At 76.2% G+C, this 24308-nt stretch carries 14 protein-coding genes and 1 pseudogene; 12 read left to right on the plus strand and 3 right to left on the minus strand.

Features of this window, described 5'->3' with window-relative positions:
* Positions 1–133 precede the first annotated feature (133 nt).
* Positions 134–2923 (plus strand): beta-L-arabinofuranosidase domain-containing protein, encoded by a 2790-nt coding sequence (locus ACZ5FU_RS31330; RefSeq protein WP_468837392.1) that lies wholly within the window; start codon positions 134–136, stop codon positions 2921–2923.
* A 29-nt stretch (positions 2924–2952) separates the two neighbouring features.
* Here the strand turns inward: ACZ5FU_RS31330 and ACZ5FU_RS31335 are convergent, their stop codons facing one another.
* Positions 2953–3744 (minus strand): LysR family substrate-binding domain-containing protein, encoded by a 792-nt coding sequence (locus tag ACZ5FU_RS31335; protein WP_451527561.1) that lies wholly within the window; start codon positions 3742–3744, stop codon positions 2953–2955.
* A 58-nt stretch (positions 3745–3802) separates the two neighbouring features.
* On the opposite strand from ACZ5FU_RS31335, the gene ACZ5FU_RS31340 reads away from it, so the two are divergent.
* The 9 genes from ACZ5FU_RS31340 (at position 3803) to ACZ5FU_RS31380 (ending at position 18980) form a co-directional block, all read left to right on the plus strand.
* The gene (locus tag ACZ5FU_RS31340) at positions 3803–4198 is read left to right on the plus strand and encodes a DUF5997 family protein (protein ID WP_451527562.1); all 396 of its coding nucleotides are present in this window, start codon (positions 3803–3805) and stop codon (positions 4196–4198) included.
* A gap of 123 nt (positions 4199–4321) precedes the next feature.
* On the plus strand, positions 4322–4711 hold the full coding sequence (locus ACZ5FU_RS31345; protein ID WP_451527563.1) for a cold-shock protein: 390 nt from the start codon (positions 4322–4324) through the stop codon (positions 4709–4711).
* Positions 4712–4964: 253 nt separating this feature from the next.
* Positions 4965–5819 carry a DUF4132 domain-containing protein gene (locus ACZ5FU_RS31350; protein WP_451527564.1) on the plus strand — a complete coding sequence of 285 codons (855 nt, stop codon included), beginning with the start codon at positions 4965–4967 and terminating at the stop codon, positions 5817–5819.
* Positions 5816–10876 (plus strand): hypothetical protein, encoded by a 5061-nt coding sequence (locus ACZ5FU_RS31355; RefSeq protein ID WP_468837390.1) that lies wholly within the window; start codon positions 5816–5818, stop codon positions 10874–10876. Before ACZ5FU_RS31350 ends, ACZ5FU_RS31355 begins: the two co-directional genes overlap by 4 nt.
* A 35-nt stretch (positions 10877–10911) precedes the next feature.
* The gene (locus ACZ5FU_RS31360; protein ID WP_451779970.1) at positions 10912–12081 is read left to right on the plus strand and encodes an ATP-binding protein; all 1170 of its coding nucleotides are present in this window, start codon (positions 10912–10914) and stop codon (positions 12079–12081) included.
* Between the two features lie 68 nt (positions 12082–12149).
* Complete coding sequence (locus ACZ5FU_RS31365; protein ID WP_469047575.1) at positions 12150–15683, plus strand: vWA domain-containing protein; 3534 nt, start codon at positions 12150–12152, stop codon at positions 15681–15683.
* The gene (locus ACZ5FU_RS31370; RefSeq protein ID WP_469047550.1) at positions 15680–17458 is read left to right on the plus strand and encodes a hypothetical protein; all 1779 of its coding nucleotides are present in this window, start codon (positions 15680–15682) and stop codon (positions 17456–17458) included. The genes ACZ5FU_RS31365 and ACZ5FU_RS31370 overlap by 4 nt, the downstream gene beginning before the upstream one ends.
* A gap of 74 nt (positions 17459–17532) precedes the next feature.
* The gene (locus tag ACZ5FU_RS31375; RefSeq protein WP_451527568.1) at positions 17533–18066 is read left to right on the plus strand and encodes a DinB family protein; all 534 of its coding nucleotides are present in this window, start codon (positions 17533–17535) and stop codon (positions 18064–18066) included.
* A 317-nt stretch (positions 18067–18383) separates the two neighbouring features.
* A complete protein-coding gene (locus ACZ5FU_RS31380; RefSeq protein ID WP_468645252.1) occupies positions 18384–18980 on the plus strand; it encodes a GtrA family protein in 597 nt (198 codons plus the stop codon).
* 214 nt (positions 18981–19194) lie between these two features.
* Here the strand turns inward: ACZ5FU_RS31380 and ACZ5FU_RS31385 are convergent, their stop codons facing one another.
* The gene (locus tag ACZ5FU_RS31385; RefSeq protein WP_469047552.1) at positions 19195–21456 is read right to left on the minus strand and encodes a hypothetical protein; all 2262 of its coding nucleotides are present in this window, start codon (positions 21454–21456) and stop codon (positions 19195–19197) included.
* A gap of 449 nt (positions 21457–21905) precedes the next feature.
* Here ACZ5FU_RS31385 and ACZ5FU_RS31390 point away from each other — a divergent pair, with 449 nt between their 5' ends.
* A complete protein-coding gene (locus ACZ5FU_RS31390) occupies positions 21906–23090 on the plus strand; it encodes a type III polyketide synthase (protein ID WP_451527571.1) in 1185 nt (394 codons plus the stop codon).
* Positions 23091–23160: 70 nt separating this feature from the next.
* Here the strand turns inward: ACZ5FU_RS31390 and ACZ5FU_RS31395 are convergent.
* Positions 23161–23821, minus strand: a pseudogene (locus ACZ5FU_RS31395) (IS701 family transposase); the annotation flags it as partial.
* 109 nt (positions 23822–23930) lie between these two features.
* On the opposite strand from ACZ5FU_RS31395, the gene ACZ5FU_RS31400 reads away from it, so the two are divergent.
* Positions 23931–24263, plus strand: a complete 333-nt coding sequence (locus ACZ5FU_RS31400) for a type II toxin-antitoxin system PemK/MazF family toxin (protein WP_468645257.1) — start codon at positions 23931–23933, stop codon at positions 24261–24263.
* Positions 24264–24308: the final 45 nt, after the last annotated feature.

The following is a 24308-nucleotide window of genomic DNA, read 5'->3' on the forward strand; positions in this document are numbered from 1 at the left end:
GACGACGGACGACGGACGATCCTCGCCGATCCCGTCCGCATCGTTGACGCCCTCCGCCACCGCCTCTACCGTCTGGTCGATCATCCGCACACTGTCCGTGATATCGAACACTGTGGACCCGGAGGAGCAGCACATGGCACCGCCCCTCACCAGACGGACCCTCCTGCAGAGCGCGCTCCTCGCCGCCGCCGTCCCGGGCGCCGGGGGCGCCGCGGCCTCGGCGGCGGCCGGCGCCACGGCGGCGCCGCCCCCGGCCGCCCGGACGCTGCGGCCCTTCCCCCTCGACGCCGTCCGGCTCGGCGCCGGCGTCTTCGCCGCCAAGCGGCAGCTGATGCTCGACCACGCCCGCGGCTACGACGTGAACCGGTTGCTCCAGGTGTTCCGTGCCAACGCCGGCCTGTCCACCCTGGGCGCGGTCGCCCCCGGCGGCTGGGAGGGGCTCGACGGCGAGGCCAACGGCAATCTGCGCGGCCACTACACCGGACACTTCCTCACCATGCTGTCCCAGGCGTACGCGGGCACCGGCGAGCAGGTGTACGCGGACCGCATCGGCACGATGGTCGGCGCGCTGACCGAGGTGCGCGAGGCCCTGCGGCACGAACCGGCCGTCCTGAGCACGGACGGCCGGTTCGGCCGGGCCACGGAGCACGTCCGCGGCTCCCACCGGTACGTCGACCTGCCCGCCGGCGTCCTCGGCGGCGCCGACGAGATCACCCTGGCCGCCTGGGTGAGGCCCACCCACGACGGCGCCTGGGCCCGCGTCCTGGACTTCGGTGACGACACGACCCGTTACCTCTACCTGACCGTGCGCAACGCCGCCGGTGTGCCCCGGTTCGCCGTGACCACCGGCGGGCCCGGCGCCGAGCAGGCCCTCGACGGCACCGCGGCGCTGCCCCTGGACCGCTGGAGCCATCTCGCGGTCACGATCGGCGGCGGCACCGGAACGCTCCACGTCGACGGCACGGCCGTCGCCCGGAACACGGCCATGACGCTGACCCCGGCCGCTCTGGGCACCCTCGCCCACCACTGGCTCGGCCGCTCCCACTACGCCTCCGACCCGGTCCTCGCGGGCGCGTTCGGCGGGTTCGACGTGTGGTCGCGCGTCCTGACCGCCGAGGAGATCACCGGGCTGCAGAGCGCCCGCGTCCCCGGCGACCTCGTCTCGTACGCCTTCGACGAGACGTCCGGCTCCTCCTTCGCGGACTCCTCCGGGCGCGGCCTGACCGCCACCCTGCGCCGCACCTGGGGCGGCCCCGGCCATCCGGGGTTCCTCGCGGCGTACCCGGAGACGCAGTTCATCGAGCTGGAGTCGATGACCGGCAGTGACTACACGCGCGTGTGGGCGCCCTACTACACCGCCCACAAGATCCTGCGGGGCCTGCTGGACGCGCACCTCGCCACCGGTGACGCCCGTGCCCTGGACCTGGCGGCCGGGATGGCCGACTGGATGCACTCCCGGCTGTCGAGGCTGCCCGCGGCCACCCTCCAGCGCATGTGGGGCCTGTTCTCCAGCGGTGAGTTCGGCGGCCTGGCCGAAGCGGTCTGCGACCTGCACGCGCTCACGGGAAAGGCCGAACACCTCGCGCTGGCCAGGATGTTCGACCTCGACCGGCTCATCGACGCGTGCGCCGCGGGCACCGACGTCCTCGACGGCCTGCACGCCAACCAGCACATACCGATCTTCACCGGGTACGTCCGGCTGTACGACGCGACGGGCGAGGAGCGCTACCTCACCGCCGCGAAGAACTTCTGGGACATGGTCGTGCCGCACCGCACGTACGGCATCGGCGGCACCGGCACCGGCGAGTTCTGGAGGGCGCGGGACGTCATCGCCGGCACGATCGGCGCCACCACCGCCGAGACCTGCTGCGCGTACAACATGCTCAAGCTCAGCCGGACGCTGTTCCTCCACGAGCAGGACCCGAAGTACATGGAGTACTACGAGCGGGCCCTGCTCAACCAGGTCCTCGGTTCCCGGCAGGACCGGGCGGACGCGGAGAAGCCGCTGGTCACGTACTTCATCGGGCTCACGCCGGGGCATGTGCGCGACTACACGCCGAAGCAGGGCACCACCTGCTGCGAGGGCACCGGCATGGAGAGCGCCACGAAGTACCAGGACTCGGTGTACTTCACGGCCGCCGACGGCGGCGCGCTGTACGTCAACCTCTACAGCCCGACCACGCTGACCTGGGCCGAGAAGGGCGTCACCGTCACCCAGAGCACCGACTTCCCGCGCGAACAGGGCACCACGCTCACCGTCCGGGGCCGTACGGCGTCCTTCGCGCTGCGGCTGCGGGTGCCGGCGTGGGCGACCGCCGGGTTCCGGGTGACGGTCAACGGCCGTGCGGCGAGCGGCACGCCCACTCCCGGGACCTACTTCACGGTGTCCCGGACCTGGCACGACGGGGACACCGTGCGCGTGTCGGCCCCGTTCCGGCTGCGGGTGGAGAAGGCCCCGGACGACCCGTCCCTGCAGGCCCTGTTCCACGGCCCCGTGAACCTGGTCGCCCGCCACCCGTCGACGTCGTACCTGGAGTTCGGCCTCTACCGCAACGCGGCGCTCTCCGGCGACCTGGCGCCCTCGCTCACCCCCGTGAGCGGGAAGCCGCTGCACCACACGCTCGACGGCGTCGAGTTCGCGCCCTTCCACGAGGGCACCGAGGACCCGACGCACGCCTACGTGCGGCGGGTGGAGCCCCGGATCGTCTTCGGCGGCACCGACTCGGGCGTGGCCAACCCCGCGAAGGAGGACGGCACCACGCTGCTCGACGAGGTCTGGGCGGGGGCGCCGTTCGGCGGGAAGGGCGCCCTGGCCGGCCGGGTGCGCGGCGTGGTGGACGCCTGGGTCGCCGCGGGACTGCTCGGGCGGGCCGACGGGGAGAGGGCGGTGGGCACCGCGCGGAGCGCGACCTTCGTGCCCTGACGTGCCCGGTGCCGCCGGGGCCGGTACCGCTACGAGCGGCGGCGGGGCCTGCCGCCGGTACCGCGCCGGCCGCCGCCGCCCTTGGCTCCGCCGCCTCCCCTGGCGCCGCCGGCGCGGCCCCGGGCGGCCCCGCCCTGGCCGGCCTTGCGCGGGGCGCCGCCGGTCCTCGGCTCGACGCGCTCGGCCTTCGGCTCGGCGGACGGCTGCCGGGTCCGGCCCCGGGTGCTGTTGACCGTGCGGCCCCGGACGATGCCGATGAAGTCCTCCACCAGGTCGGTGGTGGCGTCCTGCGGCCAGGCGAGGGCGACGCCGGACTGCGGGGCGTCCACGAGGGTGCGGTAGGTGAGGTCGCGGCGGTGGTGCAGCCGGGCCAGCGACTGCGGCACGACCAGCACACCGATGTTCGCCGCGACCAGCTCGATCGCGTCGGCGGTGGTGGCCGGGCGCTCGAAGGCGGCCTCCCCCGGGGGCCGCTCCCAGCCGAGGACGTCGTCCAGCGGATGGATCACCACCTCGTCGGCGAGGTCCTCGAGGGACACCTCGTCGGCCGCCGTGATCACGTGGTCCTTGGGGACCACGACGACCGTGGTCTCGGTGTAGAGGGGGATCGCGCTGAACACCGTGCGGTCCACCGGGAGCCGGACGAAGGCCGCGTCGGCGGTGCCCTCGCGCAGCGTTCCGGAGGCCTCGGCGGGCGTCACCTGAAGCAGGACGAGGGGTACGTCGGGCAGGCGCTCCTGCCAGGTCCGCGCCCACTTGGCGGGGGTCACTCCGGGAACGTACGCGAGCCGGAACGAGGGGGAATCCGCCGAGTCGGTCATCCCGCCAGGTTACCGGCTGTGGTCGGCGGTCCGGTTCGCGGCCGATACCCTGGACCGCATGAAGTCGCACCAGAGCACCCAGACGATGAAGCCCGCGACCGCGGCGAAGAAGCTGGATGTGTACCTCCCCGCCACCCCCGCCGATTTCCAGGAGGGTGTCGTCACGCGCGCCGAGCTGAACGAGCTCCAGGCGAACCCGCCGGAATGGCTGCGCGCCCTGCGGGAGAAGGGCCCGCACCCCCGTCCGGTGGTCGCGGCCAAGCTCGGCGTGTCCATCGCCGGACTGGCGCGCGCCGGCGTCACGGAGGCGCTGACCACCGAGCAGATCCAGGAGATCAAGGACGCCGGGCCCGAGTGGCTGGCGAAGGAGCGCGCCACCCAGGCCGAGGTCCGCAAGGAGGCCGCCCGTCTGCACCGGCGCGACGCCGCGAAGGCCGACGGCGCGGAGGCCTGAGCCGCCTCCCTCACGGCGTCGGAGTCCGCCTCGCGCGACCGTGACGGTCGCCCCGGGGCGTCGGGGTGACTACGATCTGGTCAGGTTCACCGACGTGGGTGTGCGAGGTCGCTGGGGGTTGGGATGGTTGCTGGTCGTGTGGTGCGCTTCGACAGTCAGCGGGGGTACGGGTTCATCGCGCCCGACGACGGCGGGGAGGACGTCTTCCTGCACGTCAACGACATGCTGATGCCCGAGTCGCAGGTCCGCCGGGGCATCGTGGTCGAGTTCGAGATCGAGGACGGCGAGCGCGGTCCGAAGGCTTCCGGGGTACGGCTCGCGCGCGGGGCGGACGGCAAGCCGCTCGCGGTCGACGACGACGTCCTGTGCGACGTGCTCAGCACGGAGGAGTTCACCCGTGACGTCACCGAGGCCCTGCTGACGGCGGCGCCCTCGCTGACCGCCGAGCAGATCCTCCAGGTCCGCTCCGGGCTGGCCCAGTTCGCGAAGAACCACGGTTGGGTCGAGGGCTGACCTCCCCGCCGGCCGCCCGCCGGCACCTCTCCCGCGGCCGGCCCGCGGACCGCGCGCCGGCCGCCCCTTCTCACCGTCCGTGTCCCGGTGCCGCACCCGTGTGCGGCGCGGCGACGCTCCCGGCGGCGGTGGCCGAGGCGCCCCGGTCCGGGGAAGGCGGCCGCCGGAACGCCGGCCGCCCGTCGAGGACCCGTTGTCAGTGGCCTGATCTAGAGTTCCCGGCACTTGATCACTGCGGGTGCGGGAGGCACGCATGGGGTGGGTGTCGGCCGGCGACTACGAAGTCGCCCTCGACGACGGCAAGGTGGTGTGCCGCAACGCGGCGGGGCGACGGTTGAAGTCCGTTCCGCCCAAGATCGCCGACGATCCGGCCGTGGTGGGCCTGCGTCAGCTCGTCGAATGGCTGGAACGGCACGAGCAGCGGTGCCTGGCCGACGTGGAGCGCTGGATGGTGCGCTCGCTGCCGGTGCCGTTCGCCGTCCTCGCGCGGGTGTGGCCCGACCCGGCGTGGCAGGCCGCCCTGCGCGACCTCGTCGTCACCGGGGAGGACGGCGAGGTGGCCGGATTCCTGCGGGACGCCGACCCCGAGCGCGGCCTCGGCCTCGTCGACCTCGACGGCGACACCGTCCGCATCACCCCCGGTCTCGTCCGCCTCCCGCACCCGGTGCTCCTCGAAGACCTGGAGGACCTCAGGGAGTTCGCCGTCGAACTCGGCGTCGAGCAGCGCGCCCAGCAGCTGTTCCGCGAGGTCTGGCACCGGCCCGCCGCGCTCGACGCGGAGGGCACCTCCGTCGAGGAGTACGCCGGCGGCGTCTTCAAGGAGCTGCGTTTCCTGCACGGCAGGGCCGCCCAGCTCGGTTACCGCGTGCGCGGCGGCAACGCCGTCTGCTCCGTCCTGGAGGACGGCCGGGGCGTCGAGGCCCGGGTGTGGATCGGCGACTACGAGGGCTACGAGGAGACGGAGACCGGCCCCCTCACCTTCACCGACGCCGCCGGCCGGGCGCTGAGGCTCGGTCAGGTGGGGCCGGTGGCCTGGTCGGAGGGCATGCGCATGGCGGCCTCGCTGTACGCCGGGCGGAACATCGAGGACGAGGAGCAGGCGGCATGACGACGTACGACGAGACGGCTTCCGCGGCGCTGCTCGACGCCGGCGCGATCCTGCCGCCGGGCACGACCGGCCGGGAGGACGCCGACGTCCTCACCGTGCGCACGTACACGCACCCCGCCCTGGACGAGCGCAGGATCGTGCGGCTGGTGCCGGGCACGCTCGGCGAGGCGGAGGACCTGGCGCTGGACTTCCTCGGCCTGGTCCGGGAGCCGGAGACGCCGCTGGTCGGGCAGATACGCCGGGAGACGCTCGGCTTCCCCGCCTGGGCCCTGGTCAACGACCCGGCGAACGGCCACCACGCGCTGGCCCTCGTCAAGGACGTCGAGCGCCTCGCGCGGCAGGCGAAGTCCCGCCCCGGCACCGCAAAGGAGGGCTTCGAGGCGCTCGGCGAGCGACTCGGCCGGGCCGTGCCGCACTTCCTGCCCACCTTCTACGAGCAGGCCGCCCGCGTCTTCCTCCGGCACGAGAACACCACGTACGCCGCCGCGTTCTTCGGCAAGGCGCGCGAGGCCGAGCGGGTGCACGCGCTGACCGTGGACGAGGAGCGGCAGCGTGCCGTGTTCCTGGAGTTCGCGTTCGCCGGGGCGCTCACCGTGAAGGCGCTCAAGGAGCACGTCAAGGCCCTCGCGGCGCGCCTGAGCCCCGCCGACGCCTGGAGCCAGTTCCGGCAGCTGACGGTGGAGCGCTGCGCGGCCGGCATGCCGCCGTACGCCTCGCTCCCGCAGGACGCGCGCGGACTGGTCAAGGCCGCGGGGCTGGACCGGGTCGCCGAGGAGTGCGCGCTGGTCGCCGACCTGATCGCCTCCCCGGCGGCGGTGCGGGCGCCCGCGTCGTTCTGGAACACCTACCGGGGGACGCTGGTGCTGCTCGCCCGGCGGCAGCCCGCCGTACGGGCCCGGCTGCTGGAGATCATGCCGGCCGGCCTGGGCCGCTCCACGCGCGACGACGAGTTCTGGCTGGACCTGCTCACCGAGTGCGGAGCGGATCTGCTGCTCACCGGGGAGACCGACTCCGACGTCGACGCGGCGGACTGGCTCAGCCGCTGGTCCCTGCACCGCAAGCACGGCAGCTCGGTCAGCGGCCGGTCGCCGGCCACGCTGGCGCTCGTCCGGCGGATGGCGTCGCGGCTGCGCGAGGACGGCCGGCCCGTCGACCTCTTCACCGGGCGCTGGCATCCCGGCGCCGACCTGGACCTGCTCGACCTGTGCCTGGCGGAGGACGTGCCGCTGGCGGACCCCGCCGCCGGCCGGGACGTGTTCCTGCCCCTGGACCAGTGGCTGAAGGACAAGGCGCCGGGACAGCGGGACCTGACGGCCCTCGCGGCCCACCCCCGCCACCGCCGGCTGCTGTACCTGTCCGTCGGCGCGCTCGGCGGCCACCGGCCGGACGCGCGGCTGCTGGAGGGGCTGGCCGGTCACCCCGTACTGGCCGACGTGCTGCGCGAGTGGCTGGAGGACGCCGCCCGGGAACTGACCGCCGCGGCCGGTCTGCCCGCCGCGCGCGCGGCGCTGGAGAAGCTACGGCCGTTCCGCGCGGTGGCGGCCCGGGTCGGCCCCGCCGCCGTCGCCGCGGTCGCCGCCCACGAGGCGGCGCCGCTGCTCGGCCGCACCCTGCGCGCCGGCATCCCGGACGAACTGGTCTGGCCCGCCCTGGAGGAGGCGCTGACGCGGCTCGACGCCGAGACCAGGCGCGACCGTGACGACACCCTGCGGGTCGACGAGGCCTGGCCCGCGCTGATCCTCTCCCGCAGGCACAAGGTGATCGTCGTCGGCCCCGAGGGCGTCCTCCTCGAGCACGACCTGCGGCTGCCCGAGGGCCTGGACCGCTGGCAGCGTCCGTCGTTCCGCTTCACCGACGGCGAGCTGCTGGTGATGTGGCCCCAGGGCGGCAAGCAGTTCGGCTACTGGTCGGCCCGCCCCTCCGACGTCTTCCCCCTGAGCGGCGAACGGGTCCCCCACTGGTACGGCGCGCACGACGCCGGTGAACCCTCGATCCCGCTGCCGGGGGGCGGCCGGGCCACCGGCGGCCGCACGCTGCACCCCGGTGACACCGTCCTGCCGCCGAGCCGCCGCGTCCTCGGCGACGGCACCTCGTACTGGCGTCAGGGCCGGGAGGGGCGCAAGCAGGTGTGGCTGGAGTACGACCCGGCCACCGGCACCCACGGGCGTGCCTCGCTGCCCGCCTTCCTGCGGTCGGGCGTCTCCGACGACGCCACCCTGCTCCAGCAGCACTGCGCGGTGCTGCCGCTCCAGCCCGGTCTGGAGCACAGCCCGTTCGGCACGGACGGCACGGTCCTCGGACGCTGGGTGCGCGAGGAGGGCGAGGGCGCCGGGGCCCGCGTCACCGCCGGCACGCCGGACGGGCGCACGGTCTCCGTGCCGAAGGACCGCGACGGCGTCACGCGCGGCGTGCCGGTCGGCGCGCTGCGGCTGCCCGGAGGGGCCGAGCCCGTCGTCGTCGCCCTGCACCGGCAGATCGTCTTCCGCACCGCGGACGACACCTCCGCGTCCGGGGAGTCGGGGCGGGTGACCCCGCTGGAGCGGGGCGGCGAGTTCGCCGCCGGCACGCGGCTGGTCCCGCCGGTCGACTTCTGGCACGCGCTGCGGCCCTGGGACGAGGCCGCGTCCGCGGTCCTGCGGGCGCTGAGCGACGAGCAGGCGGCCACGGTGCTGCGCACCGGCGCGGAGGCGCTCGCCGAGCACGCCGCGCGCGTGGCGGCGGCCAGGGCCGCCTCGGCGGGCGGGGCCGAAGGACCGGCGGCGGCCGCGACGGGGACGTCCGCGGCGTCGAACGACGCCGCCGGCGGCACGCCCTCCCTGCCGAACGCCGACGAGGTGCTGCGCGAGGCGGTCTCGCGCTGCGTGCCCGGTCTGGGCGAGCGGCGCCTGCTCATCGGGGTCTCCGCGCTGGTGCGCGCGGTGCTGCGGCTCGCGGAGTCGACCGCCGCGTTCGTGGCGCCCCCGGCGGAGCCGAAGCCGGCGCAACAGCGGCGCGTCGTGGGCATGTTCGGCGACTACAGTCCCCGGCACGCGGACGACCAGACGCTGCGGGAGGCCGCCGCCGGCCTCGCCGACCAGCAGGGCTGGTGGGGCGGCGGGCAGCAGTGGAGCGCCGTGCGGCAGATCCGTGCCGTCAACCACGTGCTGTCCGGCAGGCCCGCCGACGGCAGGCCGCTGCCCGAGCGCTCCCGCTCGACGGGGGCCGCCGAGGGGTGGCGGAGCGACGAGTTCACCGTGCCCGGCATCGGGGTGCTGTGGCCGTCCCTCCTGGACGTGCTGCGGCCCCTGGCCTACCGTGCCGCCTCCCCCGTCCTGTCCGACGCGCACCGGGAGGCCCTCCTGGTGCTGTTCGAGGTGATCGCGGACGGGCGGCTGGCCGCGGCCGACGGCGCCGCCCTGCGGGAGGTCGTGCTGAGCGAGCCGCAGCACAAGCACGAGCGTCTGGGCCAGGTGCTGCGCCGCGAGGGCCGTACGGTCGTCGTGCTCGGCTGCCGGCAGGTCGACCGGGAGAAGGGCCGGGTGCACTGGCTGGCGCTGGATCACGACCCGTCCGGCGCGTTCGGCGCGATCGCCCACTTCGTGCTGGAGCGGGAGACCGCGCACCCGCCGGTCTTCCCCGCCGACGCCCTGAGCGCCGTCACCGGGCTGATCCGCGACAAGGGGCCCGCGCCCTGGCGGCCGGAGGCGCCGGACGCGCTCGCCGCCGCGACCGGGGGCGGGCTCGGGCCCGTGCAGTCGGCGCTGCTGCTGGCCGGCAAGCCGGTGCAGGTGGCCACCGACCTGCTCGCGACCATCGGCCTGAAGCCGCGTCAGAAGACCTTCGGCGACGGCCTGCTGACCTCCTTCCGGCTCGGCGACGGGCCCGCCCTCGTCGGCGCCCTGCTGCCCGACAGCCCCGGTGACCTGTGGACCGCCGGCCCCGACACGGCGGCCGCGGGCCGGATCTGGCAGGAGCGGTTCGGCGGGTTCGTCCGTCTCCCCGAGGACATCGCCGCCGATCTCGAACTCACCGGCGTCTCCGCCGGTGCGGCCGAGGACGTGCTCAACCCGACGCGCACGGCCTGGATCAGCCGCACCACCGTCCAGCGGCCCGGCAGGAACGGCGACCTCGTCCCCGACGACGCGCGGGCGCTGCCCGGCCGCCACCAGGTGTCGAGCGCCGTGGCCGCGCTGGCCGGGCTCGCCTACACGCTGCCCTACGGTCATCCGTTGCGCGCCGCCCTGCCCGAGGGGCTCGCCGCGGTGCGCCGCCGTCTCACGGACCCGGGGCTGCTGCTCGACCTCGACGTCACCTGGGCGGAGAAGGGCATGACCGCCCCCGCGCTGCGCAAGGCCCACGGTCTGCCCGCCACCGGCGGCGCCGACGCGGACGGCCTGACCCGGCTGGGCGACGCGCTCGTGCTGCGCCCCTGGTACCAGGAGCAGGAGGCGGTCCTGGTGCGGCCGGCCGGGCTGACCGGTCCGGACGACGCCGTGTTCGGACTCGTCGAGGGGCTGACCGGGCCGGGACGCGGCGGCGGACTGCGCGCGCTGCGGGCCGTCCTCGGTGACGACCTCGCCCGCGCGCTCGCCGCCGGCACCGGTCCCGGGGAGGCCGGCGGGCACGCCCAGGACCCGACGGTCACCGTGCCGGAGCTGGTCGCGGAGGTCGCCGGGGCGCACGGCCTGAGCGAGGACGCGGCGGCGCTGTACCTCCAGCTCCTCGCCCTGCCCGATCCCACGGACCGCAACTGCGCCCGCTGGAGCGGCTGGAAGCCCGCCCGGGCGAAGCGGGCCCGGACGGAACTCGCGGCCACGGACCTGGTCGTGGAGGCCAAGCGGCCGCGTGCCGGACGCACGCTCTTCCTGCCGTGCGGCTGGCGCGACCTGAAGGCGCCGGCGCTGCCGGTCGAGGTGTGGAAGGAGGGCCTGTACCCGGTGGGCGAGCGCTCCCGTGCGGTGCCCCTGATGCCGGTGCCCGAGCTGTTCGCCCGCGCGTGGGACCGCGTCCGCGCCGGCGACGCCCCGGCCTACGAGGAACTGACCACCCGCGCCACCCGCAAGGGCCGCCGCCGATGACCACCGTCCCCCCGCACCCGGAAGAGACCGCGCCGATGACGACCACCCTCTCCCCCGCCCCGGCCCGCCAGATCGTCCCGCCCGAGGACCGGCACGCCACCGAGCTGGCCTTCCTCGCGGCGTACGACGACGGGCCGCGTCCGCCCGCCTGGCGGCTGACTCCCCGGGCGGTCGTCACGTTCGTCATGGGCAGCGACGGGCGGGCCCTGAAGCTGCCCGACGGTGCGGCGGCGGGCGACGGGGTGCCGCGCCGGCTCGTGATCGAGGGCAAGTTCGTGGGCGACCGGGCCCTGGTCGAGCGGTGCGTGGTGACCCTGGCGGGCGAGCGCGGTCTGCTGCTCGTCGGCGAGCCCGGCACCGCCAAGTCCATGCTGTCGGAGCTGCTGTCGGCCGCCGTGTGCGGCACCAGCGGTCTGGTCGTGCAGGGCACGGCGGGCACCACGGAGGACCAGCTCAAGTACGGCTGGAACTACGCGCTGTTGCTGGCGCAGGGCCCCAGCCGGCAGGCGCTGGTGCCCTCGCCGGTGCTGACCGCCATGCGCCGGGGCGGCATCGCGCGGGTCGAGGAGGTCACCCGCTGTCTGCCCGAGGTGCAGGACTCCCTCGTGTCGCTGCTCTCCGAACGGCGCATCGCGGTCCCCGAACTGGCCGGCTCCGAGGACGCGTTGGCGCACGCGGCGCCCGGGTTCAACCTGATCGCCACCGCCAACCTGCGCGACAAGGGCGTCTCCGAGATGTCGGCGGCCCTCAAGCGCCGTTTCAACTTCGAGACGGTCGGCCCCATCCCGGACGTGGAGGCGGAGACGGCGCTCGTGCGCGGCCAGGCGCGGGCGTCGGTGGAGCGTGCGGGGGCGCCGTTCCACGTCGACGACGCGGTGCTGGAGGCGCTGGTGACGGCTTTCCGGGATCTGCGCGAGGGCCGGTCGGCGGAGGGCTGGGAGGTGGAGCGGCCGTCCACCGTGATGAGCACCGCCGAGGCCGTGTCCGTGGCGGGTGCCCTGGCCCTGGCGGCTGCGTACTTCCCCGGTGACCGGGACGTGCTCGGTCTGCTGCCGGGGCACCTGCTGGGCGTGGTCCGCAAGGACGACCCCGCCGACGCGGCCCGGCTGCGCGGTTACTGGGACGGTCCCGTCCGCCGCCGCGCGGAACAGGGCTCCGCCACCTGGCGCACCCTGTGGGACCTGCGCACGGTTCTGGAGGGCTGACGGCCGTGTCCCTCTCCCGCCTCTCCGCCCCCCACGGGCCGGACCCGTCCGGACCCGTCCCCGGCCGGGTGCCGCCCGTCTCCCGCCCCGGTCCGGTCTCTCCCGAGGAGGCCCTCGCCGCCCTGACCGGCCCGGCGGCGCCCTATCTCGTGGGAGTACGGCATCACGCGCCCTCCCTGGCCGCGGCGGTGCCCGCGCTGCTGGACGCGGCGGAGCCGGACGTGTTGCTCGTCGAGCTGCCGGCCGAGATGCAGGAGTGGCTGCCGTGGCTCGGGCACGAGGAGACGCGGGCCCCGGTCGCGCTCGCCGCCGCCCCCGCCGACGGGGGCGGCGGGGCGGGGCCGGCCTTCTACCCGTTCGCGGACTTCTCGCCCGAGCTGGCCGCCGTGCGCTGGGCGGACCGCCGGGGCGTGCCGGTGGTCGCCTGCGACCTGCCGCTGGCCGACCGCGCGTGGGAGGCGGGCCGGGCCGCCGCCCCGGCGCCGGGCGCGGGCGGTCCCGGGCTGGCCGCCGCGCTGCGGGCCGGGGTGAGCGGCCGTCCCGGGGACGATCTGTGGGACCGGCTCGTCGAGGCCACCGCGCCCGGTTCGCCGCCGGAGGCCCTGCGCCGGGCGGCCCTGCTCACCGGCTGGGCGCTGCGCGAGGACGCGGCCGCGGCGGGCGGCGTGCCCGAGCTGGACCTGCGGCGGGAGCGGTGGATGCGGGCGCGGATCGCGCGGGCCACCGCGCGGGGGGAGCGGGCCGCCGTGGTGGTGGGGGCCTTTCACGCCCCGGCGCTGGTGGGCCGGCACCCGGAGGAGGTGCGGGGGGCCGGTGCGGGGGAACAGGGCGCCGACGCGGGCCGTCCCGCGTGGACCACGTCCCTCATCCCCTACACCTACGCCCTGCTGGACGAGCGGTCCGGTTATCCGGCGGGCATCCGGGACCCCGAGTGGCAGGACATGGTCCTGCGGGCCGCGGGCGTTCCCGAGGCGATGGCAGAGGCGTTGACGCGGGCCGCCGTGCGCGTCTGTGCCGAGCTGCGCCTCCTCGGCCACCCGTCGGGGCCCGCCGACGCGCGGGAGATCGTCCGGCTCGCCTCCGACCTGTCCCGGCTGCGCGGGCTGCCCGCGGCGGGCCGGGGCGAGCTGGTGGAGGCCGTGCAGACGGTGCTGACGCAGGGCGAGCCGTACGGCAGGGGGCGGGCCGTGGCGCGGGCGATGGAGCGGGTGCTGGTCGGCACCCGCACCGGACGGCCCGCACCGGACGCGCCGCGCTGCGGTCTGACCCCGGCGGTGGAGGCCGAGGCGGCGGAGCTGGGCCTGCCCGGACCGGCGGATGGGGTGCCCGGTGCGGCACGGGACCTGCGCCTGGATCCGCTGCGCTCCGCTCTCGACCGGCGCCGTGAGCTGCTGCTGCGCCGGCTGGCGGTGTGCGGGGTGCCCTACGGGGAGGCGAAGGAGGTGGCTGGGGCGGGGGGTGCCGAGGCGCTCACCTCGCGCTGGGAGGTGCGCTGGACGCCCGCGACGGCGGCCATGCTGACCGCGGCCGGCGTGCGCGGGGTCACCGCCGCCCAGGCCGCCGAGGGGGTGCTGCGCGAGCGGCGGCGGGCCGAGGAGAGCGAGGGAGGGCCGACGGCGGCGCAGGCTCTGGAGGGGCTGGCGCGGGCCGCCGAGTGCGGTCTGACCGGGCTCGCGGACGAGCGTCTCGCCGATCTCGCCGAGGCGCTCCCCGGCGCCGGTACCCTGCCCGAGCTGCTCGCCGGGCTGGCCCTGCTGGACCGGCTGCGGGCCGGGCACGTCCCCGGTCTCGGCGCGGACGGGGACCGTACGGCACGGGCGGCCGGCGTGGCCGAGCTGCTGACGTCGGCGGCGGTGCGGCAGGTGGACGGCCTGACCGGTTCGGAGGACCCGGCGGACGCCCGCGCCCTGCTCGAGCTGGCCCACCGTGCCGATCTGTCGGGCGGCATCAGGCTCACCGATGCCCTCGGCCGGCTGGCCGCCGACGGGTCGCCGCTGATGCGCGGCGCCGCCGGGGCCGTACGCGTGCTGCTCGGGCTGGAGGACCCGCGGGCGTTCGGGGACCGGGTGGCGTCCTGGGTCGACGGGGCCGTCGACGCCGACTCGCGGGCCGCGCTCACCGCGCGGCTCGGCGGGCTGCTGACCGCCGCCGGTCCCCTGCTGGAGGCGGCCGCGCCCGCCCTGGAGCCCTTGCTCGACCGGGTGTCGGAGCTGCCCGACCGGCAGTTCCTGGACCGGCTCCCGGCGCTGCGCGGCGGCTTCGACGCCCTGAGCCCCGCGGCCCGTGACCGCCTGCTGGCGGCCGTCGAGGAACGCCTCGGCGTCTCGCACGTGGCGGACACCGGCGGTGTCGATCCGGCCGCGCTCGCCGCCTGGGCGCGGGCGGACCTCGCCGGCCGCGAGGCCCTGCGGGCCCTGGGACTGCTGCCCGTGCCCGCCACGGCGCGGGCGGACGTCCCCGTCGGGCCGCCGGCGGCCCGGGCCGAGGGCGGTGTGCTCGCCCCCGGTGACCGCTGGCGGCTCGTGCTGGGCCGCCGGAAGGACCGGCTTCCCTCCTCGGCTGCTTCGTTGGCGACCGCGCTGGACGAGCTGTACGGCAGCGGACGCGGGGAGGGCAGCAGAGGCGATCTGACCACCGGGCGCGGCTCGGGCGGCGGCCGGGAGGTGCCCTACCCCGGCGTGCGGGAGTGGTCGCAGGAGCTGGCGATGCTGTTCGGTCCGGGCATCCGGGAGGAGGTGCTGGCGGCGGCCGCCGCGTCGGGCCGCACGGACGTGCTCGCCGAGCTGGACGCGGACGGGGTGCGCCCCTCGGTCGACCTGCTGCGCACCGTGCTGCGTCACGCGGGCGGTCTGCCCGAGGCCCGGCTGGCCGCGCTGCGTCCGCTGGTGCGGCGGCTGGTCGAGGCCCTGACCCGACAACTGGCGACCCGGCTGCGGCCGGCCCTGCACGGCACGGCCCTGCCGCGGCCGAGCAGGCGGCCGGGGGGCGGTCTCGACCTGCCGCGCACCCTGCGCGCCAACCTGGCGACCGCGCGCCGCGCCCCCGACGGCACGGTCCGGGTCATCCCGGAGCACCCCGTGTTCCGCACCCGCGCGCGGCGGTCCGCGGACTGGCGGCTGATCCTGGTGACCGACGTGTCCGGTTCCATGGAGGCGTCCACGGTGTGGGCCGCGCTCACGGCGTCGGTGCTGGCCGGGGTGCCGACCCTGTCCACGCACTTCCTGGCGTTCTCCACCGAGGTCATCGATCTCACGGGACACGTCGAGGACCCGCTGTCGCTGCTGCTGGAGGTCAGCGTGGGCGGCGGCACGCACATCGCGGCGGGCCTGCGGCACGCCCGTGAGCTGGTCACCGTCCCCTCGCGGACCCTCGTCGTGGTCGTCAGCGACTTCGAGGAGGGGTACCCCCTCGGCGGACTGCTCGCCGAGGTCCGCGCGCTGGTCGGGGCGGGCTGTCATGTCCTGGGCTGCGCGAGCCTCGACGACACGGGCCGGCCCCGCTACTCCACGGGCGTCGCCGGTCAGCTCGTCGCCGCGGGCATGCCCGTGGCCGCCCTCAGTCCACTCGAACTCGCCCGCTGGGTAGGGGAGAAGATCACATGACCGCAGGCCTGCCCCCGGTCGCCCCGTCCGTCACGGCCGAGCTGGTCGGGGCGCTGTCGCCCCGGCTGCGCAAGCGGCTGGACGCGGGGGTCGCCAAGCTCGCGGCCCGTCCGGTGGTGCGCGACGGCGACACCGTGCGGATCGCCGTCGACGACGACACCGACCTCGAACTGCACGCCCCCGGCGGGACGGTGACCAGTGCGGACGCCGTCCGCTGCGGCTGCCTGCTGGCACCGGACTGCCTGCACCGCGCGGCCGCCGCCTCGGCGGCGCCGGTCGCCGAGGACGTGCCGGTGGCAGCGCCGGCCGGCGAAGCGGCGGACACGGGACGGGAGTTGCGGGAGGAGGACGGACGCGGACCCGCGCCGGAGTCCGCGGGGCCGGAGGAACGCGCCGCCGCCCGTGCGGTGTTCGAGGCGGCGGCCGCCGTGCTGGAGGCCGGCGCGGACGGGGCCGGCGCCGTGCTCCAGTCGGAGCTGCTGCGCGCCGCGCACACCGCACGTCTCGCGGGTCTCCCCCGCGCCTCGGCCGCCGCGGTCTCCGTGGTCACCGGGGTGCGCGCGGCCCGCTCCGCCGACCCCGCCCACCGCCTCGACGGCCTCGCGGACGCGTTGCGCGGCGCCCTGGCCGTGGCGCACCGCATCCCCCGCGCCACGGGAGCGGACCTGGCCGAACTGCGCGGTACGGCGCGCCAGCCGTACCGTCCGGACGGCTCCCTGCGGCTGTACGGTCTGTTCTCCGAACCGGTCCTGACGACCACCGGTCACGCGGGCGCGGTCACCTGGACCGCCGATGCCGACGGCCGCCTCCACACGGTGTCCGACGTGGCGCCCGGCGGTCCCGGCCGCGCGACCGGCGCCGCCGACCGGGCCGTCCGGATCGGCGACACGTCCCTGACGCACCGTGAACTGGCGCGCGCGGGCCTCGCCGTGTCGGGCGCGACCGTCTCGCCGACGGGACGCCTCGGCGCGGGAGCGGGGGTGCGGGCGGTGCGCGCCTCCGGTGCGGCGTGGCGCGAGGCACCGCTGGACCGGCTGTGGGCGGTACCCGTCGCCGATCAGGTGGCGCGGGCCCTCGGGGGCGGTCACGATCTGTTGTTCCTCGAGGTGACGCTCCTGGGGGCGGTCCGGGAGACGGCGGGCGACTGTCTGCTGGCCGACTGCGCCGGCGTGCCCCTGCGGCTGGCGGCGGCACACGACGCGCCCGCTCTGCCGTACCGCGAGAACCTGCGACTGCTGGCGGCGGCCGGGGGCGGCGTTCTGCGGGTCGTGGCCCGGCTGGTGCCCGGACCGGTCCCCCGTGCGCTGCTGCTGGCCACCGAGCACCCGAGCGACCCGGCGGCGCGGGTGGACCTGGGGCTGGACCGGCTCCAGCACGCGGATCTGCCCGCGACGGCGTCCCGGGGCGCGGTTGCGGCGTCGACACCGGACGTGGACGAGGCACCGCTGCACCTGCTGCGCCGACGGGTCCACCAGGCCGTGTCGGGGGGCCGCCGGGTGCTGGCCTTCCCGGGCGGCGCGGCGGGCGACGGGACCCGGCTCCGCCGCGCGGGGCTCGGTACGGCGGGCGATCTCCTCGACGCGCTGCACGCCGCCGCGGCGGACCGCGCCCGTGACGTGTTCGGACGGCTGCTGCCGTCGGACTCGGGCCGCTTCGCGAGCGCGTGGCTGGCGGCGGCGCTGTACGCCGGCGAGGCCGAGCGGGCGCTGTGCGCGCAGGCGTGGGGGGTGTCCGTGCTCCCGGTGGGAGAACGATCCGCGACGCCGTCCCTTTAGGACAGGACCTGACCTGTATCCCTCCTAACGTGGTCCACGAAGGCGGAACACACTCTCGGAGACGGAGACACGTCATGTCCCTGAACAACCTCGCCGCACTCACCGGGGAACGCGCCGACCTGCTGGAGGTCCTGGCCAAGCACCGCGGCTTCCTGCGCTTCACCACCGACGGCCTCACCGACGAGCAGGCGGGGCGGCGGACCACCGTCAGCGAGCTGTGTCTCGGCGGACTGATCAAGCACGTCACCTCGGTCGAGCGGAGCTGGGCCTCCTTCATCGTGGACGGTCCGTCGGCGATGGGCGACTTCGCGGCCATGACCGAGGAGGACTTCGCCCGACGCGCCGACGAGTTCCGGATGCTGCCCGGCGAGACGCTGACGGGAGTGCTGGAGGAGTACGCCGAGGTGGCCCGCCGTACCGACGAACTGGTCGCTTCACTGCCCGACCTCGACGTGGCGCACCCGTTGCCGTCGGCGCCGTGGTTCGAGCCGGGCAAGCACTGGTCGGCCCGCCGGGTGCTGCTGCACGTGATCGCCGAGACCTCCCAGCACGCGGGGCACGCCGACATCATCCGCGAGTCCCTGGACGGTGCGAAGACCATGGGATGAGCGGGGCGTCGGTCCGGAAGCCCCACCCGGAAGGGGCGCCCCCGGCGGCGTCCGCGGGCGGGCGGGGCGGGTGCGGGCGCCTTGCGCGGACGTCCGTACGGGCGATGCGGGCGCGCTCGGGCGCGGGTCCCCGGCGGCCCGCCCCACCGTCGGGGGTGGGGCGGGCCCCACCATCGGTCCGGTGGACCGCTCCCTCGTGCCGGGGAGCGGAACACGGCATCGTTCGACACGTCGGTTCCGCAAGGGGTCCGGGCCCCGGCGGCCGGGTACCCAGGTCCGCGTGCCGGCAGGTCAGATCGCCCCGGAAGGAAACCGTCATGAGGACGCCCGGCCCGCTCACCTCCTTCGTGCGGTTCGTGGTCTGCGGCGGTGGGATCGGGCTCCTCTCCGGTGCCGCCGTCCCCCTGCTGGCGACGCTGATCCCCTGGGCCCTGGCGAACGCGGTGGTCACCGTGGTCTCGACACTGGTGTGCACCGAGTTGCACGCCCTCTTCACCTTCGGCACCGGCCGACGCGCCGGGTGGCGTCGGCACCTGCAGTCCGCCGGTTCGGCGACCGCCGCGTACGGGGTCACCTGCGCCGCGGTGTTCGTCCTGTACGCGGTGCAGTCGTCGCCCGGTCTCGTCGCGCAGCAGGCCGTGTACCTGGGTGCCTCGGCCCTGGCGGGCACGGGGCGCTTCCTGATGCTGCGTCTGTTCGTGTTCGCGGACCGCTCGCGCGGCGGGACGACCGAGGCCCCGCGGGCGGGAGCGGCCACGCCCGCCGCAACCACGCCCGCCGCTCCGGTCACGGCCGCTCCGGTCCGGGGCCTGCCGATCCAGGCCGTCGCGTCCACCGCCGGGCCGTACGCCGTCAAGCCGGGCGCGGTCGGGCCGGGTGTCGTCACGCGGCCCGCCCTGGCCGCCGCCTGCTGAGCCGTCCGCCGGAAGGCCGAACGGCGCCCGAGGCCCGCCGTGCCGACGGGCCGACGGACCGAGGCCGGAACGCTGTCGGCGCCGGTCTCCTCGAGCGTGCTGCGGACCTGTCGCACGGTCTCAGGCCCGGCCTGCGTGTCCTCGTGCCGGGCGGTCCGTCCGGGTATCGGGAGGCCCCACCGGTCAGGTCGGCTCCGCCCGTGGTGACCGTGCGTCAGTCCCGGGCGGGCGGACGCGGCACCTGTCCCGGCACCCCGGACGGCGCCGCGTCCGCCGCGTCCGCCGTGCGGGCCGCGTCCGCCGCAAGGGCGGTGTCTCCCGCAAGGGCCGCGTCTCCCGTGAGGGCCGTGAGCGTTTCGCGGGCGCGGGCGGCCAGTTGCTCGTCGGCGCGGATGATCCGGTTCTCGATCCCCGCGGTCACCACCCGCCGGTCGCCCCGGGCCAGGCGTCCGATGCGATCCAGGTGCTCATCGGTCAGGGCGGCACGGCCCAGCGCCGACAGCGCCTCGAACGCGCAGGCCGAGTCGACGTCGGACTCCGCCGCGTCCAGCACCCGACCGGCCAGCGCGGTGCGCTCCAGCGGGCCGCGCAGTTCCTCCTCGGGGAGCGCGGCCAGCAGCGCGAGGACCGCGGCCGGCGCGTGCAGCGGTGTGGCGAGGAGGTCCTCCAGCGCCGGACGCAACGGCCGGGCCGCGGGCCCCAGCCGGGCCGCGAGGCGCGCCGTGCGCAGGGCCGTCCACCGGGTCCAGGGACCGCCGTCGGCCCTGATGACGGCGTCGAACACCGGGACCGCCGCGGCGGCGTCGCCCGTGATGTCCCAGAGGGCGGCGGCGAGTTCCGCGAGGGCGTCGAGCCGGGGCGACGAACGGCCTTCGGGCCGTTCCCGCAGGACGTCGCGCATCGCGGGCACGAGCTCCCCCGCGGCCTCCCCGAGGCGGGTGACGAGCCGGGCGGCCTCCCGCAGGCGCCGTCCGTCGCCGGTCAGTTCGGCGCGTATCGCGGCGAGCAGCGGTCCGCTCTCGCCCGTCAGCCCGTGCAGAGCGTGCGCCGCGGACAGCCGTCCTTCGACGGGACCGTCCAGGGCGGCAGCGCGCAGGGCCTCCGCCGTGCGGGTCAGGGGCTCGCCGTCGGGCGGGCGGACCGCCGCCAGCGCGGTGGGTCCTGCGAGCGGGATCCTCGGCAGCGCGTCGAGCAGTTCGGGGACGGCGGGGGCCGCCCGTCGCCCCCAGGAGGCGAGCAGCAGGGCGAGGTGGATGAGCTCGTTCCCCTTCGCCCCGGGGTCGGCGAGACGCCGTCGGACCGCGTCGAGCAGCGCGGCGTCGTAGGGAAAGGGGACGCTGACGGTCGTACCGAGCGCGCGGGCCCCGGCGGCCTCGGCCAGCGCCAGGGGGCGCTGCGGCAACCGTTCGGCGAGCAGCGGGGCCGCCGGGCCGGGGGCGGCCGTCACCAGCACGGCGAGCGCCCGGTCGGCGAGGTCTCCGTCACCGGTGGCGAGCCGGGCGAGTGCGTCACCGGCGGCGCCCGCCTGCTCCGCGATCTTGCCGAGCAGGGTCACCACACCGTGCGCCGGCTCCGGTCCGTCGAGCAGCGGGAGCAGGACGGGCAGCAACCGCGCGGGCGCGGAACGGGACACCATGCACGCGTGGTCCGCCGCCCACACCGCTTCGGCGCGCACGTCCGGCGCCGGAACGCGCAGGGCTTCCGCCAGCAGGGCGAAGGCGGCCTCCCGGTCCTCGGCCGTGTCCCGCCGGAGCAGCGCGCCGGCCACGGCCCGGAGCGGCTCGCACTGCTCGAAGGAGGAGACCAAACCTTCGGCCGGCAAGGCGGCGAGTACGGCGTCGTGCTGCCGGGCGTCCCACGGCAGGCCGGCCGCCAGGCAGGCGAGGACGGCGGTGACGCGCAGCCGGGCCGGACCGTCCGGCGCGAGGGCGGCCAGGGCCGTCGGGGCGCCTCGTGCCGGGTCGAGCCGGACCAGTGCGGTCACCAGCTCCGCCCGGACCACCTCGTCGGACTCCTCCTCCCACCGCCGCCGCAGCACGGGCCACGCCTCGGCCGGGGCGGCGGTGTGCCCGGCCGCCCATACGGCGGCCTGCCGCACCGGCGCCTCCCCGGCGCCCGCCAGGTCCAGGAGGAAGGGGAGTTGACCGGCGACCGCAGCGCGGCAGGCACCCGGCGCCACCCCGTACTCGTCGGTGCTCTCGGCGATGCCGCCGAGCAGGACGAGGAGGTCGGCGCCGCGGTGACCGGCCGCCGCGAGACGCGCGAGGAACGGCACCGCCTCGACGGTCGCCGGGTAGACGGTGCCCTGGTGCAGGATGCTCCCGTACAGCTCGTGCAGGGCACCGTCCGCGGTGTCCGGGTCGTCACCCGCCAGAGAGCGCAGGAGGACGGGCAGGTCCTCCGCGCTCCCGTAGGCGTGGTCCAGTTCGGGCCAGGGACGGTCGTCGAGTCCGGCGAGGGCGGTCGTGCGGTCCATGGGCGGATCCTCGCAGAACGACACACCGGCGCCGCCACCGCCCCGAGTGCCGCGGAGTAGCGCGGAGCCGGAGCCCGACCCGCGGTGCGGCTCGCCACGAAGGGCCCGCCGGCCGGCGCACGGTCCGCCCCGGTGCGGCCTGTTCGACACGGCCTGCCCGGCCGGGTGGGCGGTCACCGTCGGCTGACGACAGGTCGGGCGACACCCGGGGGGAGCCGCCCGAGGGTCGCACCCCGGCGGTGTGTGCGGTGTCACGCCCCCAGAGGTCGCCGGAGTCGTCCACATCACAGCGCAAATGTCGCTTTGTCACCCATGCTCGAGACGGACAACGGCTCCCGAACTGGAGCCCTTCGGCGACGTCTTGGGCACCCGCTTCCGAAGTGACCCAAGGCACACCACGCGTGACACTCCCGCTCGCTCCCCGCGTTCCCCTGGAAAGGTGACCCACGATGGCCGCATACCTCTGCCCTCCCGCCGTGATACATGGCGAACACGCCGTGCGGACCAGCCAGATCGTGGCGGAGGTGCGCGAACGGCATCCGCATGCGGCGTGGGCGCCGCGGATCGACGGCATCGCGGCCGCCACGGGCATCGAGACCCGCGGGTGGATGCTGCCGCTGGAGGCCGCCGTCGCGTCCGGTGACGGCGGCGCTCTGCCGGCCGTCGGCGCCGGGCCGGCCCAAGAGGCCTTGGTGCGCGCCGGTTTCGCCCAGCAGGACGCGGAACGGGCGATCGCCGCCCTGGAGGCGGCACCCGGACCGCAGACCGTCCAGGAACGCACCGCGCCGGCCTGGGAGGCCGTGCAGTCCTACGGTGAACGTGCCGCGCGCGGGGCCCTGCAGACCGCCGGGCTGGACACCGCGGACGTCGACTGCCTGATCACCAGTCACTCCACCACCCCGGCGCTGCCGGGTCTGGACGTCGCCCTGGCCAACAGGCTCGCGCTGCGCGGCGACGTGAGTCTGCTGCCTGCCACGCAGTGGGCGTGCGTCGCGGGAACCCGCTCACTGGCGCTGGCGGCGGATCTCGTGGCCGCGGACCCCGACCGGGTGGTTCTGGTCGTCATCTCCGAGGCGCTCAGCACGACCTACCAGCCCGCGGACGACACCCTCGAATCCCTGATCGTGCGGTTGCTGTTCGCGGACACCGCCGTCGCCGCGGTGGTCACGGGCCGCCGGCGGCCCGAGTCGGTGCTGCGGCTGGACTCCGCCTGGCACCACACCCTGCCCGGCACCCAGGACCTGCACCGCCTGGAGACGCGTGCGGACGGCACCCACTTCGTGATGGACCGGCGCGGGCCGCGCGCCGTGCAGGAGACGGTGACCGCGATGTGGGAGTGGCTGCGCCTGCGTTACCGGGACGACCCCTCCTCCTGGCACCCCGACGTGCTGCTGGCCCACCCCGGCGGGACCCGCGTGCTGGAGTACATGGAGCAGACGATGCCCGACTCCTGGCCGTCGGGACTGCTGGACCACAGCCGGGAGAGCTACACCAGCGGCAACCGTGGCGGCGCCGCCGTGTTCGACATCGTGCGGCGGGCGCACGACGCCGGGCAGAAGCCGGGCGCCCGCGCCGTGCTGTACGCGGCGGCGCCGGGCCTGACCGCCACCGCCCTGGAAGGGGAGTGGCTGTGACCGCGACGGCGACGGACCGTCCGGACCACCGGCCGCACCGCGCCGCCCGCGCCGCCGCGTCGTCGCCGTCGCAGGCCACCGCGAGGACGTAGCCGGTACCGCGTTTCTCCAGCGCGTCTCGCAGCTCGGGGTTGCCGCAGTGGACCTCGTCGCCCGCGACCCGTGCGGCCTGATGGCCGGCGTCCAGGAACCGGGCGCCATGCGGGCGGCCGGCTCCGGTTCGGTGGCGGAGGGAGTCTCCCCGCCGAGCCCGGCGGCGCGGCAGCGGTCGGGGGCGGAGGTCCAGGAGCGCGGGACGTACAGTTCCCGGTCCACCGCGGCGTGCCCGCGCCGCCCTGCGTGGACCGGGTGGACGGCGCCCTGGGCGTTCTCGATCCTGCCCGCGGTGCCGGTGTACCGGCGCTGAAGGCCGACCGTGCCGGTGCCCTTCTTCACGTCCCGCGCTCCTGGACCTCCGGCCCCGTGGTCGCACAGGTCGTCGCGTACCCGGCCGGCTTCCCGCTCGGCCCGGCCGAGCAGGTGCTGCATGCCGTCCGGGGCGGCCTCCCCGGCCCACTCGGCGGTGGTCCAGCAGTTCTTGCGCGGCAGGTCCGACACGACAGCGGCCCGCGCCCCCACTGCCTCGCCCGACGCCGGGGTTCGACCCGCGCGAACCGCCCCGCCATCCGGCTCATCAGGCCCTCGAACGCCTCCTGCCGGCAAGCAGGGTCTACGCTGCGACCTGCGGCCATCACATGATCTTCAGTCTTCGCACACCGGTGATCAACGGTGGCCGCACCCGTCTCCACAGCGCGTCGGGGTCGCGCAGCGTCCGCCTGCCGTCCCGTGTCAGGAGGACATGTGCAACGTGGCGAAGTCTGGTGGGTCGAGTTCGACGAGCGGCGGCCGGTCGTACTGCTGTCGGGAGACGACGCGTCCGGGATCCGGGTGATGCAGGTCGTCGCTCCGGCGGGCGTCGACATCAGCGGTCTGGGCGTCGAAGTGGTAGTGGGTGCCGTGGAAGGACTGCCCTTTGAAGGCGTGCTGCGGTTCGCGTTCCCGCGTCCAGGCTTCACCCCTTGCACGTGGCTGACCACCGTGTCCCGGGACGACCTGATCGAGCGGGCCGGCGCCCTGTCCTCCGCGAAGCTCGGCGAGATCGAGGACGCCCTCCGTCTCGGTGGAATCGGGTAGGCCCAGAAGGAACGGACGCCTCTGATGGCGTGATCGGTCTCGTCC

It is taken from the genome of Streptomyces sp. NPDC031554 (genome assembly GCF_055580685.1).